General features: G+C 48.0%; 11 protein-coding genes and 3 tRNA genes. 5 read left to right on the forward strand and 9 right to left on the reverse strand.

Translation table 11 applies throughout. The features are described from left to right. The first annotated feature begins 8 nt into the window (after positions 1-8). The 4 genes from NATSA_RS01680 to NATSA_RS01695 all read left to right on the forward strand — a co-directional run bounded on the left by NATSA_RS01680 (position 9) and on the right by NATSA_RS01695 (position 5,451). On the forward strand, positions 9-1,199 hold the full coding sequence (locus NATSA_RS01680; protein ID WP_210509792.1) for a RuBisCO large subunit C-terminal-like domain-containing protein: 1,191 nt from the start codon (positions 9-11) through the stop codon (positions 1,197-1,199). Between the two features lie 14 nt (positions 1,200-1,213). Further along, on the forward strand, positions 1,214-1,675 hold the full coding sequence (locus NATSA_RS01685; RefSeq protein WP_210509795.1) for a cupin domain-containing protein: 462 nt from the start codon (positions 1,214-1,216) through the stop codon (positions 1,673-1,675). A 64-nt stretch (positions 1,676-1,739) separates the two neighbouring features. Beyond that, a tRNA-Gly gene (locus NATSA_RS01690) sits at positions 1,740-1,812 on the forward strand. Between the two features lie 414 nt (positions 1,813-2,226). Further along, positions 2,227-5,451 carry a sensor histidine kinase gene (locus NATSA_RS01695; RefSeq protein ID WP_210509798.1) on the forward strand — a complete coding sequence of 1,075 codons (3,225 nt, stop codon included), beginning with the start codon at positions 2,227-2,229 and terminating at the stop codon, positions 5,449-5,451. Positions 5,452-5,477: 26 nt separating this feature from the next. On the opposite strand, the gene NATSA_RS01700 is transcribed toward NATSA_RS01695, so the two are convergent. From NATSA_RS01700 to NATSA_RS01740, 9 genes are all read right to left on the reverse strand, one after another. Continuing rightward, positions 5,478-5,554 (reverse strand) — tRNA-Pro (locus tag NATSA_RS01700). Positions 5,555-5,660: 106 nt separating this feature from the next. Next, positions 5,661-6,659, reverse strand: coding sequence for a type I glyceraldehyde-3-phosphate dehydrogenase (gap, locus tag NATSA_RS01705; protein ID WP_210509801.1), 999 nt, complete (start codon positions 6,657-6,659; stop codon positions 5,661-5,663). Between the two features lie 284 nt (positions 6,660-6,943). Further along, positions 6,944-7,645 carry an ankyrin repeat domain-containing protein gene (locus NATSA_RS01710; protein ID WP_210509804.1) on the reverse strand — a complete coding sequence of 234 codons (702 nt, stop codon included), beginning with the start codon at positions 7,643-7,645 and terminating at the stop codon, positions 6,944-6,946. A 100-nt stretch (positions 7,646-7,745) separates the two neighbouring features. Beyond that, entirely contained in the window at positions 7,746-8,678 is a 933-nt protein-coding gene (gene fmt / locus NATSA_RS01715) for a methionyl-tRNA formyltransferase (RefSeq protein WP_210509806.1), read from the reverse strand. Continuing rightward, the gene (gene def / locus NATSA_RS01720) at positions 8,675-9,244 is read right to left on the reverse strand and encodes a peptide deformylase (protein WP_210509807.1); all 570 of its coding nucleotides are present in this window, start codon (positions 9,242-9,244) and stop codon (positions 8,675-8,677) included. Before def ends, fmt begins: the two co-directional genes overlap by 4 nt. An 11-nt stretch (positions 9,245-9,255) precedes the next feature. Further along, positions 9,256-9,666 (reverse strand): Holliday junction resolvase RuvX, encoded by a 411-nt coding sequence (gene ruvX / locus NATSA_RS01725; protein WP_210509809.1) that lies wholly within the window; start codon positions 9,664-9,666, stop codon positions 9,256-9,258. 19 nt (positions 9,667-9,685) lie between these two features. Continuing rightward, positions 9,686-10,009 carry an HU family DNA-binding protein gene (locus NATSA_RS01730; RefSeq protein WP_210509811.1) on the reverse strand — a complete coding sequence of 108 codons (324 nt, stop codon included), beginning with the start codon at positions 10,007-10,009 and terminating at the stop codon, positions 9,686-9,688. Positions 10,010-10,229: 220 nt separating this feature from the next. After that, positions 10,230-12,476, reverse strand: coding sequence for a RelA/SpoT family protein (locus NATSA_RS01735; protein WP_210509812.1), 2,247 nt, complete (start codon positions 12,474-12,476; stop codon positions 10,230-10,232). Positions 12,477-12,776: 300 nt separating this feature from the next. Beyond that, positions 12,777-14,612, reverse strand: coding sequence for a PAS domain-containing sensor histidine kinase (locus NATSA_RS01740; protein ID WP_210509813.1), 1,836 nt, complete (start codon positions 14,610-14,612; stop codon positions 12,777-12,779). Between the two features lie 384 nt (positions 14,613-14,996). Between NATSA_RS01740 and NATSA_RS01745 the strand changes: the two genes are divergently transcribed. Continuing rightward, a tRNA-Leu gene (locus NATSA_RS01745) sits at positions 14,997-15,087 on the forward strand. The last annotated feature ends 143 nt before the right edge of the window (positions 15,088-15,230 follow it).

Raw genomic sequence — 15,230 nt, forward strand, 5'->3', positions numbered from 1 at the left:
AACCAGAAATGTCCGACCGATTTCACGTCACTTACCGGCTGACGCTGCACGATGATGAATCCCCGGATGACCGGATTCGTGCTCTTCAGCTCGAGCAGAGTGCTGAACTGCCTGATGCAGTGGTGCAGGCTATGGACATGGATCATGTAACCGGCGATGTGATCCGCACGGATTTCCTGGATCCGCTGCAACTGGATGTTACCATTGCCTGGCCGGCATCCAATCATGGCGAAGAAATTACCCAGCTCCTTAATATCCTCTTCGGGAACATCTCCATGAAACAGGGCATTGCCATTGTCGACATACAGTGGGATGATCTTGCACCGCACCTTCTGGGCGGACCTTCCCTGGGCATTGAAGCCCTTCGCGCCCGTTGGCAGATACCGGATCGTGCGCTAAGCTGCACTGCACTCAAGCCAATGGGGCAGAACACCTCAGAACTTGCCGAATCGGCCTTCCGCTTTGCATTGGGAGGCATCGACATAATCAAGGACGATCACGGACTTGCCGATCAGAGCCATGCTCCGTTCGCCGACCGCGTTGCAGCCTGTGTCAGGGCGATGGATAAAGCAGCTCAAAAAACCGGCCGCCGAAGCCGGTATTTTCCGAATATTACAACAGATCATTACCGGATCGGAGAGCGATATGAACAGGCAGCTGAAGCAGGCGCAGACGGAGTTCTGCTTGCTCCCATGCTGACCGGGCTTTCCGTCATGCATCAGCTGGCGCAAAACAGCACGGATTTGCCCGTCATGGCACACCCCGCTTTCAGCGGAACAATCATAACGCACGCGACATCGCCGGGGTATGCACCGGGTTTTGCCCGGAAATCCGGCACCGAACCAACTGCTTCACGGACAGATCCGGAACGCTGTCACGGATTTGATCCCGGGCTGTTTTACGGAGCATTATGGCGCGCGCTGGGTGCCGATTTTGTGATTTATCCCAATACAGGGGGACGGTTTTCTTTTCCCTATGAAACCTGTTCGGCCATAAACCAGCAGGCAAGAAGAACCGATCTGCCATTTAAAACGTGTTTTCCCGTTCCCGGTGGCGGCATGAAACACAGCCGCATGGGTTACTGGCTTGAACAGTACGGCGATGACACCACCTTTCTCATGGGGGGAAGCCTTTATGAGGATTCGAGGGGAATAGCTGAAGCCTCACGTTCGTTTTTACAGTCACTGATGCATAAGTAATTAATACCAGAACCATGGCTGATCAATCAAAAATTATCCGCAATGAGGAATTTAACTGGCCGGGCATTCAAAAGAAAAAGTACAAGCCTGTTCCAGACCGCTACGACAGTGTTACACGCTACGTATTGTTAGGGGAAAATGATGATGAGCAAGGGCTTAACTTCCAGACCCGGTACTTTGAAATCGGAACGGACGGATACTCTTCACTTGAAAGACACCGTCACCCTCACACCGTTATCATTGTGCGCGGTGAGGGAAGTATGATTCTCGGAAATGAGTATCATCAGCTGGATACATTCGACACGGTTTACATCGCGCCGGAGACTGTCCACCAGTTTCATGCTGACCGGGGCAGTCCGCTTGGCTTTATCTGTATTGTCGACCGCTACCGTGATCGTCCCGAAGTGCCGGCAAGCCGGCATGAACTCAAATCCTGGATTCCCGATCCGGATGTGCGCAATAAAGCCCGGTTATAGCCAGTTTTTTTATTCGGACCACTTGTCCTGATAAGGATTTTATTGTTATATTAAGAATCTACAAGCGAGAATAGCTCAGCTGGTAGAGCACAACCTTGCCAAGGTTGGGGTCGCGGGTTCGAGTCCCGTTTCTCGCTCACTTATTTTTCAGAATTACCCCCCTCAAAACCCGCCATACATCCCGTATGACGGGTTTTTTTATGCCTTTCTATCACAGATTGAGGAAAAACGCCATTGCCCGATATTGCCCGATAATGACCAATAATGACAAACTGATGGATAAATGCTGGATAAATTTTCAGCGCTCAAATGAGTCGAGCAGCATGCCGGTTGCGGTTTTTAACAGAGAAAGAGAGCAGTAGTTATTTCGGAAGGCGGGCTGTTTTACTAAAGCAATATTAAAATTTGCTTATCTATGTAAAAAATGTATATTCTGTTTATAGTGGAATTTCTCTATATTACAATGGGCAGTCTGTCCTGTCCGGATAAATTATTTTCAAGCCTGACAATATTACTTCGAATTGAATAATCGTTGCGCCATACATCCCGCAATGTTGCCTAAATACGCCTCAGCAACTTTGTGGCTGATTATCATAATGGCTTATGGTTCATCGCCATTATCTGCGTTTGATTACCATCTCGAGCTGACTACAGATGATGGCTTGCCTTCTTCGTTCATCAAACAAATCTCGGAGCTGCCATCCGGCGCGCTGGCCATAGCCACAGATGACGGACTATCCTTTTATGACGGCTACGAGTTCCATAACCGATCCATTCCTCACGGTCTTCCTGACAGATATGTCAAGCAAACACTCGTGTCCAGCGACAATACACTATGGGTCGCTACCGACAGCGGACCTGCATTTGCAAAGCTGGACGATGACAAACCCATACCCTATTCTTTCACGACCCTTCCATTCGATCCTGATGACAATGACAAAAGAATACGCAGGCTGATTGAAATTAATGACGGCACCATTCTGATGGCCGGACAAAACCGGATATATCGTATCAATGAAGATCACTCCATCGAGCCATTATCCTTCGATTTTGAACCGGAATTTCAAACCAACTTCGTCCGGTCCTACACTTTTTATAAAGACAAAAAAGGCAACATACTCATCCCGTCTACGGCTAACGGACTTTTGCTGATCGAAAACGGAGCTGATTATGTCCGGAAAATTCCTGATACCGGGCTTTCTGAGAGCCTTCTGGATATAGAAATCTCAGGTGTAATACCGGAGGATGGCTTGCAGCGATTCTGGGTCGCCAGTGACGATGGTATTTACAAGATGGATTGGGACTACGAGTCCGCAAAGGTTATCAGATCACAGTGGATTGAGCAGAGCAGCGGCATTGATGTTGATGTCGTAAAGCCCCGGAACAGCGACCATTTGTTCATCGGTGGAAACGGGGAAGGCCTGTTTACCATGGATAAAGAAAGCCACGCCGTAAAACCAACACGCGATTTTTTTTCAAACTACATAAAGCATGTGCACATTGATCGCAGTAACAACATCTGGGTCAGCACGGATCATGGAATCAACATGCTGCCCGTTTTTCCCTTTGCCAATGTAGGCAAAGAAAAAGGACTGCCCAGACGATATGTTACTGATGTGGTGAATGACAAGCTCGGCAACCTCTGGGTGGCAACACATGGTGGCATTTATTTCAGAGAGGCGGGGGAAGAAAATCTTCAGCAGCTCGATTACCTTGAAAACGAATTTGTCAAAACGCTGCATTACGAACCGGGCAACAGTAATCTGATCGTCTTTTCACGAAATATCATCCACAATATTAACGTGCATTCCCTTGAGGCGTCGATAATAGCCGAACTGGATCCGGTTATGGATGTGGAATTGGCAGTTTTGCAGGACAACAATCTGTACTGGATGGTTGACAATTCGGGACTGCTGTACCGCTATGATTCACTTCATGACTCACTCAGGGTTTTTGGCCCCGATGACGGCATCAGCGAGTCACTTTCCGGAATTACACTCACTGAGGACAACACCGTCTGGGTATCAGGAACATCGCGGTTTCTTGCTTACTTCGATCCAGGAAATGAAGAGTTTATCAGTATCGACTGGGATGATTACTATGTGGAGCCTGATCCGGATACCTATTTCACCTACATCCACCCCGGAGTTGATAATCAGCTTTGGTTAGGCTCTACCGAGGGACTCTATCACCTGGATACTGCTCCGCACTCCGAACCGCATGACACGGTAGCTGAGCATCATTTCTGCACGACATTTGCGGGTGAAAGCACCCGGTGGATTAAAAACAGCGGCGAAATAACCTGGGTTGGAACCAATCAAAACCTGCACTGGATATATTCTGAAGATTTCTGCGATCCCGCACAACAAGTCATCCGTACGTTCTCAACCGTCAACGGACTGATGTCAACCAGTTTCAGCCACGGTGCCGCCTATCTGGACCAGGACGATTTTTTATGGATGGGTACCAATGTCGGCGTGAGTTATTACAACGGGGGGACTTTTTCAACAAATGCCTCTCCGGTGCAGCTGCGCTACTGGCGTGTTCACGACGATGTTTTTCACACCGCTGAAGAGCGTGAACTGGATCATGATGTCAGTCATATGACATTTGCCTTTACCACGTATGATTACCCTTCCGAAGACATTTATTACCAGACACGCCTGAAGGAAACAGGTGAATCCTGGTCTGAACCCACCAATCAATCTGTATTTTCACGATCATTTTACGGATCGGGCTGGTATACGTTTGAAGTCAGGGCATCACGCAATTCAACCGACTGGACAGAGCCGCTTCAGCTGAGTTTTTACATCCCCCCACCCTGGTGGATGCACAACTATATGATTGCAGCTTATGTTGTCGTACTGTTTTTTATGGTGGTCGGATTCATCAACTGGCGGTCCAGGGAGCTGAAGAAGCGAAACAAGGATCTTGCCAACTCTGTAAGAGAGCGCACCGAGCATCTCACTAAAACGGTGGATCGTCTGGAAAAGGAAATCGCACAGCGCCGCAAGATTGAAAGACAGTTGAAAGAGAGCAATTTCACCAAGGAGCGGCTGATCAAGATCATTTCCCACGACCTTCGGTCGCCGTTTCAGGGCATAGTGGGTTATGCCAGTATGCTGCGGGATGAGTTCGGGGAATTATCCGATGAAGAAAAAACGGGCATGATTGACCAGATTGTAACTTCATCCAACCGGGCTGTGAACCTTTTGACACAGCTTCTTGAATGGGTTACTCTTCAAAGCGGAAAAATGAGTTTTGATCCGGATACACTGAGGCTTGCTGACCTTGTAAATGAAACCCTCGAATTGCTTCAGAGTCTTTCTGAAAGCAAAAATATCACCATCAGCCATAATATCGCCGATGACATTATGGTTTTTGCGGATAAACACATGCTTCAGACAGTACTCCGGAACCTGCTCAGCAACGCCGTCAAATTTACAGACTCCGGCGGGGAAGTAACTGTTGAAGCTGAGCAAAGCACATCAGGTACGGAAATCACAGTTTCAGACAACGGTGTGGGTGTAGAACAGCACACACTGGACCAGATACTTTCAAAGGAGAAGACGGTCAGCACAAAAGGAACCCAAAGAGAGGCGGGTACCGGCCTGGGACTGGTTATGTGTGTTGAGATGATCCGGCGCCACGGGGGATCACTCTCGGGTCGAAGCAAACCAGGGGAAGGCTCTACATTTGTGATCTCACTGCCCAGCGATAAAGGTATCAGCAGTGCACAAAACGGTTCCAAAAAAGAAGCCGGAGCCCTGACCTGAAACGTGTCAGCGGACTCCGGTTTGAGTGGTCGGGATGACAGGATTTGAACCTGCGACCTCCTCGTCCCGAACGAGGCGCGCTACCGGACTGCGCTACATCCCGAAAATCCGGAAACCGAAAATAAAGGTTGCCGGACTCAAAGTAAATAACCAACTACTGACTATCCGCATTGTTACAACGGACAGTGCAGCAGTTGTTGCATATCATTTTATCCGATCCGGACAATCAGATCAGCTGTTCTTTCTGAATAGCCGGCTTCGTTATCATACCAGCCAACAACCTTCACCATCTTGCCATCTACTTTGGTAATATCGGAATCGTAAATGGTTGAATGCGGGTTGCCGATGATGTCGGAAGATACGATGGGCTCATCGGTAAACTCAAGAATACCCTTCATTTCACCTTCGGCTGCTTTTTTGAAGGCTGCTGTCACTTCTTCAAGTGTAGTCTCCTTCTTGACCGTAGCAGTGAAGTCGGTCAGCGAGCCGGTAGCAACGGGTACGCGCATGGCACCGCCGTCAAGCTTGCCATTCAGGTGAGGAAGTACCAGTCCTACAGCTTTGGCTGCACCTGTGGAAGTCGGCACAATGTTGATAGCAGCGGCACGGGCTCTGCGAAGATCTTTGTGCGGGCTGTCGACAGTGGGCTGGTCTCCGGTGTAGGCGTGGATGGTGGTCATGAATCCTTTTTCAACACCAAAGGCATCATCAAGAACCTTTACCATCGGCGCAAGGCAGTTGGTTGTGCAGCTGGCGTTGGAATAGATATTCACATCATCACTGATTTCATCATCATTAACGCCAATAACAATCGTCTTCACATCGCCTTTTGCCGGAGCTGAGATAACCACTTTTTCAGCGCCCGCCTGCAGGTGCTTGGAGGCACCGTCACTGTGGGTGAAAATACCGGTGCTCTCAACAACAGTGCGGACACCATCCTTTCCCCAGGAGAGGTTTGACGGATCTTTTTCTGCTGTTACTTTGATTTTCTCTCCGTTGATAACCAGGCTGTCGCCTTCAGCGCGAACCTCACCGTCAAATTTACCCTGAATCGAGTCATATTTGAAGAGATGAGCCAGGGTTTTGGCATCTGTCAGGTCGTTTACCGCAACTACCTGAATCTTGTCATTGTAGTTGGCAAGGATAGCACGGGTAACCAACCGTCCGATCCGTCCAAATCCGTTAATTCCTACTTTTATTCTTGACATAGTACAAGTCCTTTTTTAGTTAGTAGTCAATAATTGTTGATTTGCCCCGGCACATAAAAAAATCGGGCAAATTTTGAGATAAAGCTTGTTTTCAAACCGCCTAAAGGTACCATTATTTCAGCCCTTTTTCAAGTTTGCACGGTATTCCGGCGAGCTGCTCATTACACCGGAATGTGCGCATTGCAGCGGGCTTTCACCAGGTCATTTTCTGAAGCCGGGCTGATGTGATAGTGAATGTACGTGTCATTTATGACACGAAAATGAAGAAGCGTCAATCAGGCTTTTTATTTTTCGCTCTGGTCTTCATCGGCAATATCATCATCGTCACTGCCAAGATCTACCTCATCGGAATCATCGCCATTGTCATCATCGTCGTCATCGTCATTCAGTGGCGGTGGCGGTGACTGCCTTTTTTTTGCCCTGCTCTCAGTGGCTCCGGCACTCCGAAGCACCACAGCAACATCCGACTGCTCGTTTTCAACGGCATGATTAAGGGCCGTATACCCGTTTTTGTCTTTTATTTTCACATCGGCACCGCTGGAAATCAGAAAACGAACAATTTCCAGATTTCCCTCTTTTGCGGCAAACATCAAAGCGGTCTGCCCCCAGTGCTGGGTGGCATTGACATCAGCGCCCTTCTCAATCAGTAATTTGACGGCATCAAGCTGTCCTTCCCTCGAAGCAAGAATCAGTGCAAGCGGGCCTATTTCTGCACCGTTGTCAAAAAGCAGCTTCATCATTTTGATATTGCCGTTTTCAGCTGCCCTGTTAAGTGCTGTGCCCCCAATTTTGTTCTTTTCATTTACACTGGCGCCTTTTTTCAGGAGCAGCTCAACAGCTTCAAGCTGATTGTTCTGGGCAGCATAAATCAAAGGCGTTGATCCGGTCGCAGAAACGGCATTTATATCAGCACCATCCTTCAGGCTCGCTTTGATTTCCTGAAGATCACCTGATTTGCACGCTTCTATGAGAGGAGAAGTTTCCATGATTTTGATAAAAGTTTTATAGGGTAAACATTTCCCTGCAATTATGCGGAGTTGTTCTCAATCTTGCAACTCTTTTTTTATCAGCTTCCGGTAAACGATGTCACCTTCCAAGTATTGCTGAGCCGCCTGCACCCCGCAGGAAATCGGCACCGCTCATGACTTTCTTTCCTTCCGGACGCACCTCAGTCAGTTTGACACTCCCGTTGCCGCACCCGGCAAAAGCCTCTCCGCTTATCAACTCTGCCTGACCCGGTTGCAACCGTATTTCCGGGGCCGGCTCCGAGCGTGTGATTTTCAGCTTTTTACCATCACATGTTGTCCATGCGCCGGGGAACGGACTCATACCGCGGATCAGATTATGTACGGCAAAACCGTCCCGGTTAAAATCAATTTCGGCTTCTTCAACAGATATTTTGGGCGCTTTTGATGCGCTTTTATCACTTTGCTGCTGCGGACGATGTTTTCCTTCAGCTATCTCATCAATGGTACGCAGCAACAGACCAGCCCCCATGACTTTCAGCCTGTCATACACATCTCCGGTGGTTTCCAGAAAGTCCACTGCCGTTTTTTGCAGGCCGAGTATTGCACCGGTATCCATGCCTTCATCAAGCAAAAATACCGTACAGCCTGTTTCCCGCTCTCCGTTAATAAGCGCCCGGTGGATAGGCGCCGCGCCACGGTATTTTGGCAGCAATGACGCATGAAGGTTCAGCGATCCCTTTGAAGGAATAGCAAGCACATTGGGGGGCAGTAATTTGAATGCGACTACCACAAGCAGATCGGGCTGCAGCTGATTGATTTGGGCAGCAAACGCTTCGGTCCGGACATCATCCGATTCGATGACACGCAGCGACAGATCCAGCGCTTTACTCTTGACGGGAGATGGTTCCGGTTTTCCTCTGCGGCCCCTCCGCTTGTCTCTCCCGGTTACAACAGCTGAGATGTTATGATGACTGCCTGCAAGCCTCTCCAGCGAGGGAACTGCAAAATCGGGATTCCCCATAAACACGATGTCGAGTGGCCTCACTGTCATTTCGGGATGGATTTTTTGGGCACCAATGAATATTCCGTGTCCACGTTTCCTGATTTGATCTCATTGAGTTTGTTTCTGATCAGCCGTTTGCGGAATGCACCGAGGTAGTCAATAAACAGCACACCCCGCAGGTGATCATATTCATGCTGAAGCACTCTGGCAAACCAACCCTGATGCTCTTCCTCATGCGCATAAAAATCCCGGTCAAGATAACGAATGCGGATCGAATCAGGCCGGGTCACTTTTTCCCTGACATCCGGGATACTGAGGCAGCCTTCTTCGGCATCCCACAAATAATCCTGATCGGATACGATTTCCGGATTGATGTATACGCGCGGGCCATACGTGCCCTCTCCCTCGGCTTCGGTTATAGCATCAGCATCAACAACAAAAATCCGGAGTGATCTGCCGACCTGCGGGGCGGCGAGTCCCACACCGCTGGCCTCATACATGGTCTCAAACAGGTCGTCGATGAACGTCTGGAGCTCCGGGGTATTGGATTCAACCGGTTCTGCAGGATTTCTCAGTACTGGATCGTCGTACGTAACGATGGGTAAAATGGCCATTTCTGATCTTCTTACTGGGCGTCGAGATAATTCTGAAGAAGTATAGTGGCAGCTGTGGAATCAACCAAATCTTTTCTTTGCCTTTTTTTGCGGCCGGCACCGGAGTCACGGATGGATTGCTGGGCGATAGTTGAAGTAAAACGCTCATCCATGGTTTGGATGGGAGCGGATCCGGTCTTTTTTTCCAGGCGGGCGATGAATTTACGGACCATGTCAACTGAATCCTTTTCCTCTCCCCGGAGGGTGAGCGGCCACCCGATCAAAACGAGCCGCACTTCCCCTGCATTACATAGTTTTTCTATCTGAAGTAGCGCCTCGTTATAAGTAAAAGTGCCCAGCGGACTGGCCAGAATTCCGGTTTTGTCCGACTGGGCAATACCAACTCGTTTCAGGCCGACATCAACACCAATAATTCGCTGCATTAGTCAACCTGAGTTCGTTTTATGCTTCTTCCACTTCTTCTTTTTCCAGCGGCTGACGCAGAAATTCTTTCAGCAGCTTGCTGGGTTTGAAATGCGTTTTTCTATGCTCGGGAACATAGATGACTTCGTTGGTCTTCGGATTGCGGGCCTTCGGCTTAGCCTTGGTCACCTTAACTTCAAATACACCGAAATCACGGATTTCAATCCGGCAGGTCGGATTGGCTTCCATCATGGTGTCTCGAATGGACTCAATCACGGCATCAACCCAGGGCTCAACCTGTACCATGGGTACATTTTTTTTCTCGGATATGCGACGTACGATGTCTCTTTTTGTGTATGTCATCACTAATATATGGTTATGGTTATCGGTTTAATAATAAATCACCTCGAATACACCGGAAATCGGGACTGGTATGATCATGCGACAACAGAAATAATTCTATTTAAACCGGTGAATGAAGTACTGAGCGAGATTCTATTTAAAATGTAATATTTTGTTTAATATAGGTTTAATATACAAATAACGAACAATTAAGTAAATACGTATATCATATCTAAATTAACTATTCATACCTGTATACCTCTTTAATTCCATCAATCTTCTGCAATTGAGCCAGCACTTTTTCAAGATGGTTGATTCCTTCAACCATGATAATGAGCGTGCCCTCAAACATCCCGCTGTCGCTGGTCACATTGATACTCTTCATGTTGGTTTTCAGCGTTTTCGAAATCAGACTTGAAATATCGCTGACCAGTCCGACCCGGTCTTCACCGATCACACGTATAGCAGCCATAAACTGTGATCCGCTGCTGCGGGCCCAGGAGACATCGACAATACGTTCTCCGTCGGTTTTAATGAGATGCCGTGTATTCTTGCAGCTTACCCGGTGGATTTTTATGTCCCCTTCCCGGCTGATGAAGCCCACTATATCATCTCCGGGGATGGGATTGCAGCACCGGGCAAACGAGTATTTTACATCCGTAACCTGACCGTTCAGAATCAAACCTTCACTGGGTCCCTGGGGATTGGAGACATCGTAGGCAATTTTATAATGATCCGATGTCTGCAGCTCCTCTCCGGGTTCCTGCTCCTTCTCTTCATCCAGTCGCCCCTTGCTGACGTAGCTTTTTACTGCTTTGGTCAGTCGGTTGACATCAAAAACCCCGGAACCGATATCGAAAAACAGCTTTTGCAGGGAGGAGTATTTAAGCTTGGACGCTATTTTGGCCAGTTCCTGATCGGATATTTCAATACCGGCACGTGCCGCTTTTTTATTCCACTGATGCCGCCCGTCCTCGGCAACTTTTCGCTCTTTCTGCTTGATAAACTGCCTGAGCCGTGCACGGGCTTTGTGTGTGACGACATCGTTGATCCAGTCCGGATTCAGATTGATCTGCTTTCCGGTTATGATTTCAACCTGATCGCCGCTTTTGAGTTTCTGGCGCAACGGCACGATTTTGCCGTTTACTTTGGCGGCAAGGGCACGCTCACCGATCTCACTGTGTATTTCAAATGCGAAATCGATGGGCGTCGCTCCCTTGGGAAGCGTAATCAGCTCCCCTTTGGGAGAAAACACATAAATTTCATCGGTGTACAGATTCAGCTGAAAATCTTCGACGAACTCGGTGGCCGCATCGGGACGCGGATTGTCGAGCACATCCCGCACCCAGTCAACAAACCTGTTGATATCCTGTTCCTTTCTGGGTCCCTCTTTGTATCGCCAGTGGGCGGCAAAACCCTTTTCGGCGATTTCATCCATTTTTTCAGTCCGGATCTGTACCTCGACCTTTTGTCCGGTATTGGTAATTACGGTGGTATGCAGCGACTGATACCCGTTGGCTTTGGGTACCGATATAAAATCACGGAAGCGCTCCGGTATCGGCGTGTAGTAATCGGTGATGAAGGAATACACCCGCCAGCAATCTTCCTTGGTGTGAGGTTCGTTCAGAATGATACGGACGGCAAACAGATCATAGATTTCCTCAAACGGCTTCTGCTGCCGGGTCATCTTACGGTATATCGAATAGATATGCTTGGGACGTCCTTTTATCTCAAACCGGAAACCGGCATTCTCAAGCTGCTCCTCCACCGGCTCCATGAACCGTGCGATGAATGCTTCCCGCGCATCTTTTTTCTCACGAAGCTTCCTGGCTATGAATTTATACCCTGTGGGATCAAGAGCCCTGAAACTCAGATCCTCCAGCTCGCTTTTGATGTTGTAAATACCGAAACGGTGAGCAAGAGGGGCAAACAGCTCCATCGTTTCGGTGGCAATGCTGAGCTGTTTCTTTCTCGGCAAATGCTGGATGGTACGCATGTTGTGGAGACGATCGGCAAATTTGATCAGCACCACCCGCAGATCTTCCGCCATTGAAAGCAGCATCTTCATGAACGTCTCTGCCTGCTTTACACCTTTGTTTTTGAAGACACCGGAAATCTTCGTCATGCCGTCAATCAAATGCGCAACAACAGGACCAAATTCCTTCCGGATGTCATCAAGCGAGACACTGGTATCCTCCACCGTATCATGCAGCAGAGCCGCAGCTACAGAGACATCATCCATGCCGATCTCCTTGATCAGTATCCGGGCAACTTCCAGCGGATGAAGATAATACGGCTCTCCGGATGCCCTGGTAATGCCTTCATGGGAAAAAAAAGAAAGCTTGAAGGCTTTGATGATCAGATCATCATCGCAGGAATCCAGATACTCATGGCACTCATTGAGCAGCGTATTCAACTCAACCTGCTGAGCAGGGTCAAGCTGAAGATTTTCGATGTTATCGACAATATTTAAGTTCTGTGTCGGCATTTACAAATGTACTGCAAAAAGGCAGTTGCCTTTACAATTTCGGATGATTTTGATCGGTTCGGATAAAATTTCCGGGATCATTACGCTATGTCGTTTGTTTCCCGATGCTTACAATTAAAAACACGCTGCACGCAGGTAAAACGTTCCAAGGGGGTAACGTCTTCTGCAATTTTGAGCGTATGCATATACCTCGTACTATTCCCAGCATACAAATATTATGTTAAATTTGCATGTAGCTGATCGCCTGTGCTGCGGGCAGAACTGTGCGCTTTTCTGTATTTCGGAATAAGCAAGCCGGTACTAACGTTCCAGCGGGAATTCAAAACAAAAGGCAGCTCCGGACCCGTTGCTTCTCAGCCTGAAAGAGCCCCGCAGCTGTTTTGACAAGGCCGAGACAATCTGTAAACCGAGTCCGCATCCTGTTGCCTGCCGGGTATCCCGCTCCTGATCCATTTCAACGACGGATTCCTGAAACGAGACCCCGGAAGATTGCTCAAACCCGGTGCTCAGACCGACTCCGTCATCCTTTATCTTAAGTTCGGCCATATTGCCATCCCGTTTCAGCACACAATGAATACTTCCTCTCTCCCTTCCCTCAAAGGCATGCTTTATGGCATTTGTAATGATTTCATTCACGACAAGAGAAAACGGAACCGCCTGATTGATGTTCACATGAATATCATCGCAGTCGTATTGAAACCGGATGTCACTATCCGGATTCAGCACAGCTACAAGGTCCGAGCTCAGCTTTCTGATACTTTTTGCAAGGTTTACAGCACTCAGCGTCTCATTCCGGTAGACCTGCTCATGAATCGTTGCGATGGTTTTTATGCGCGCAACACTGTCCAGAAGCTTCAAAGACAGTTCATCATTATCCTGTTCTGTTGCCTGCAAATGCAGCATGCCGGATATGACAGCCAGATTGTTCATTACACGGTGATGCACTTCCGCCAGGAGCGTTTCCTTTTCCTTCAGTGAAGCCAGAAGCTCTTGCTGATATTTCTTTCTCTCGGTTACATCCCTCTCGATGGATATCCAGTGAGTGTACTCTCCATGCTCATTGGTAACAGGAACAACAGAAACATGCATCCAGAAAGGTTCGCCGTTTTTCCTGTAATTTATCAATTCCACTTTGGCCGGACGCCATGCCTTCATTGCATTCAGAAGTTTTTGAAGCTCTTCGGTATCGGTTTCCGGTCCGTGAAGCAGATTAGCTGTATTGCCAATCACTTCATCCCGTTTGTATCCGGTAATTTCACAATAGGCATCATTTACATACAAAATTTTGCGGTCCGGATGCGTCGAAGGACTGGCCTCCACGATAACAACCGCCTCGGTGGTATGAGTGATAACCGATTCCAGCAGCTTCAGGCGCTCTTTTTCATTTTTCTCACCGGTAACATCCCTGGAGTTAATCACGAAGCCACTGACATCGGGATCCCGGCACAAATTTGTTACCGTACTTTGAATCCATCTCCAGTTTCCGTCTCCGTCCTTGTAACGATATGGTTCCAGAGTCAACCGGGAGAAAGGGGCAATCGAATTAACAGAGTCCTTCACCGCATCACGGTCATCCTGGTGCAGCCGCTCAAATGCATTCTGATGCAAAAGTGAGTCAGAGGTCAGGTTCAAAATTTTTTTAACGGACGGACTGACGTAAGAAAAATGCAATTGTTCATCCAGTACCGCTATGAGGTCGGTTCCGTTTTGGACCAGCGACTTGAATCGTTTTTCGCTTCGGGCCAGATTGTGCTCAACTCTTTTTTGCTTGTCAATAATTTGGGTACTTCCAATGATCCGGCTGCAAGAACCGTCTTCAAATACCGGCTCTCCCGTTACCCTGACCCAGCGTCTGCTTGGCCCGGCAGTCCGGATTTTCAGTTCCAGATCAAAGTCTGTTCCTTCCTTCACCGCCGTTTCAATAGCTTCACGCAGCAAATTCCTGTGAAGTTCATCGTAAAAAAGAGTAAGAGATGATTCCAGGTCGGGATTGTAACCGGGTGGCAGTCCCTGCAAATTTTTGATTACATGTGACAAATTGACCTGATTGGTAGACAGGTCCAGCACCCAGCATCCAATTTCTGCCTTATTGAGAATTCTTTCAAGATCCTCTTTAATCGGTCTGTTTGTGCACATAATTGCTTTTGCAGATGAATTAACCGGTTTGCTGCAATGTTTGGCTTTTAATAATTGTCAATGATGCCAGATAGAACTTAATAAGGGAATCACACAGTGGCGAGTGCAGACGGGATTCGCGGAACGGGGAATCCCATTTTCACTCACGTTAGTGCCTGTTTAAGATGTTATCGGCAAAAGATCCTGCATTCTGAATCATCCGATATCATCGGATTCCGCCTGTCACACGTATGCCGATGATAAAATTCAGACTTTTAAACTGCAGATGATACCTTGCAGCGGATTATATTAAATTTTATTAATATTAACTAACGCAAATATTGCGTTGTAGATAATTCAGAACAGCGTTATTTTTTGTAGTTTGAAAGTTTTGATCAACAATGTGCCGCCGTGGTGGAATTGGTAGACACGTTGGACTTAAAATCCAATGGGAGCTTAAACTCCCGTGCCGGTTCGAGCCCGGCCGGCGGTACCACTAAAGTTATTCATAGCAACATATTAGACTTGCATTTCTTTATCCGGGGCACGTAGTGACCAGAGTGTATGCCCGGTTTTCGTTCAAACCAGGGCCTGAACGACGAATTAAATTTATATCTTTCGCACACTTTATTTTCAGCG

The organism is Natronogracilivirga saccharolytica (genome assembly GCF_017921895.1).
In the GTDB taxonomy this organism is placed as follows: domain Bacteria; phylum Bacteroidota; class Rhodothermia; order Balneolales; family Natronogracilivirgulaceae; genus Natronogracilivirga; species Natronogracilivirga saccharolytica.

Coding starts and splice junctions, on each gene's coding strand:
- gap (WP_210509801.1), bottom strand. CDS start 6,659: ATGTCAAGAATAAAAGTAGGAATTAACGGATTTGGACGGATCGGACGG.
- NATSA_RS01710 (WP_210509804.1), bottom strand. CDS start 7,645: ATGGAAACTTCTCCTCTCATAGAAGCGTGCAAATCAGGTGATCTTCAG.
- NATSA_RS01680 (WP_210509792.1), top strand. CDS start 9: ATGTCCGACCGATTTCACGTCACTTACCGGCTGACGCTGCACGATGAT.
- ruvX (WP_210509809.1), bottom strand. CDS start 9,666: ATGCAGCGAATTATTGGTGTTGATGTCGGCCTGAAACGAGTTGGTATT.
- fmt (WP_210509806.1), bottom strand. CDS start 8,678: ATGACAGTGAGGCCACTCGACATCGTGTTTATGGGGAATCCCGATTTT.
- NATSA_RS01685 (WP_210509795.1), top strand. CDS start 1,214: ATGGCTGATCAATCAAAAATTATCCGCAATGAGGAATTTAACTGGCCG.
- NATSA_RS01730 (WP_210509811.1), bottom strand. CDS start 10,009: ATGACATACACAAAAAGAGACATCGTACGTCGCATATCCGAGAAAAAA.
- def (WP_210509807.1), bottom strand. CDS start 9,244: ATGGCCATTTTACCCATCGTTACGTACGACGATCCAGTACTGAGAAAT.
- NATSA_RS01695 (WP_210509798.1), top strand. CDS start 2,227: ATGTTGCCTAAATACGCCTCAGCAACTTTGTGGCTGATTATCATAATG.
- NATSA_RS01740 (WP_210509813.1), bottom strand. CDS start 14,612: ATGTGCACAAACAGACCGATTAAAGAGGATCTTGAAAGAATTCTCAAT.
- NATSA_RS01735 (WP_210509812.1), bottom strand. CDS start 12,476: ATGCCGACACAGAACTTAAATATTGTCGATAACATCGAAAATCTTCAG.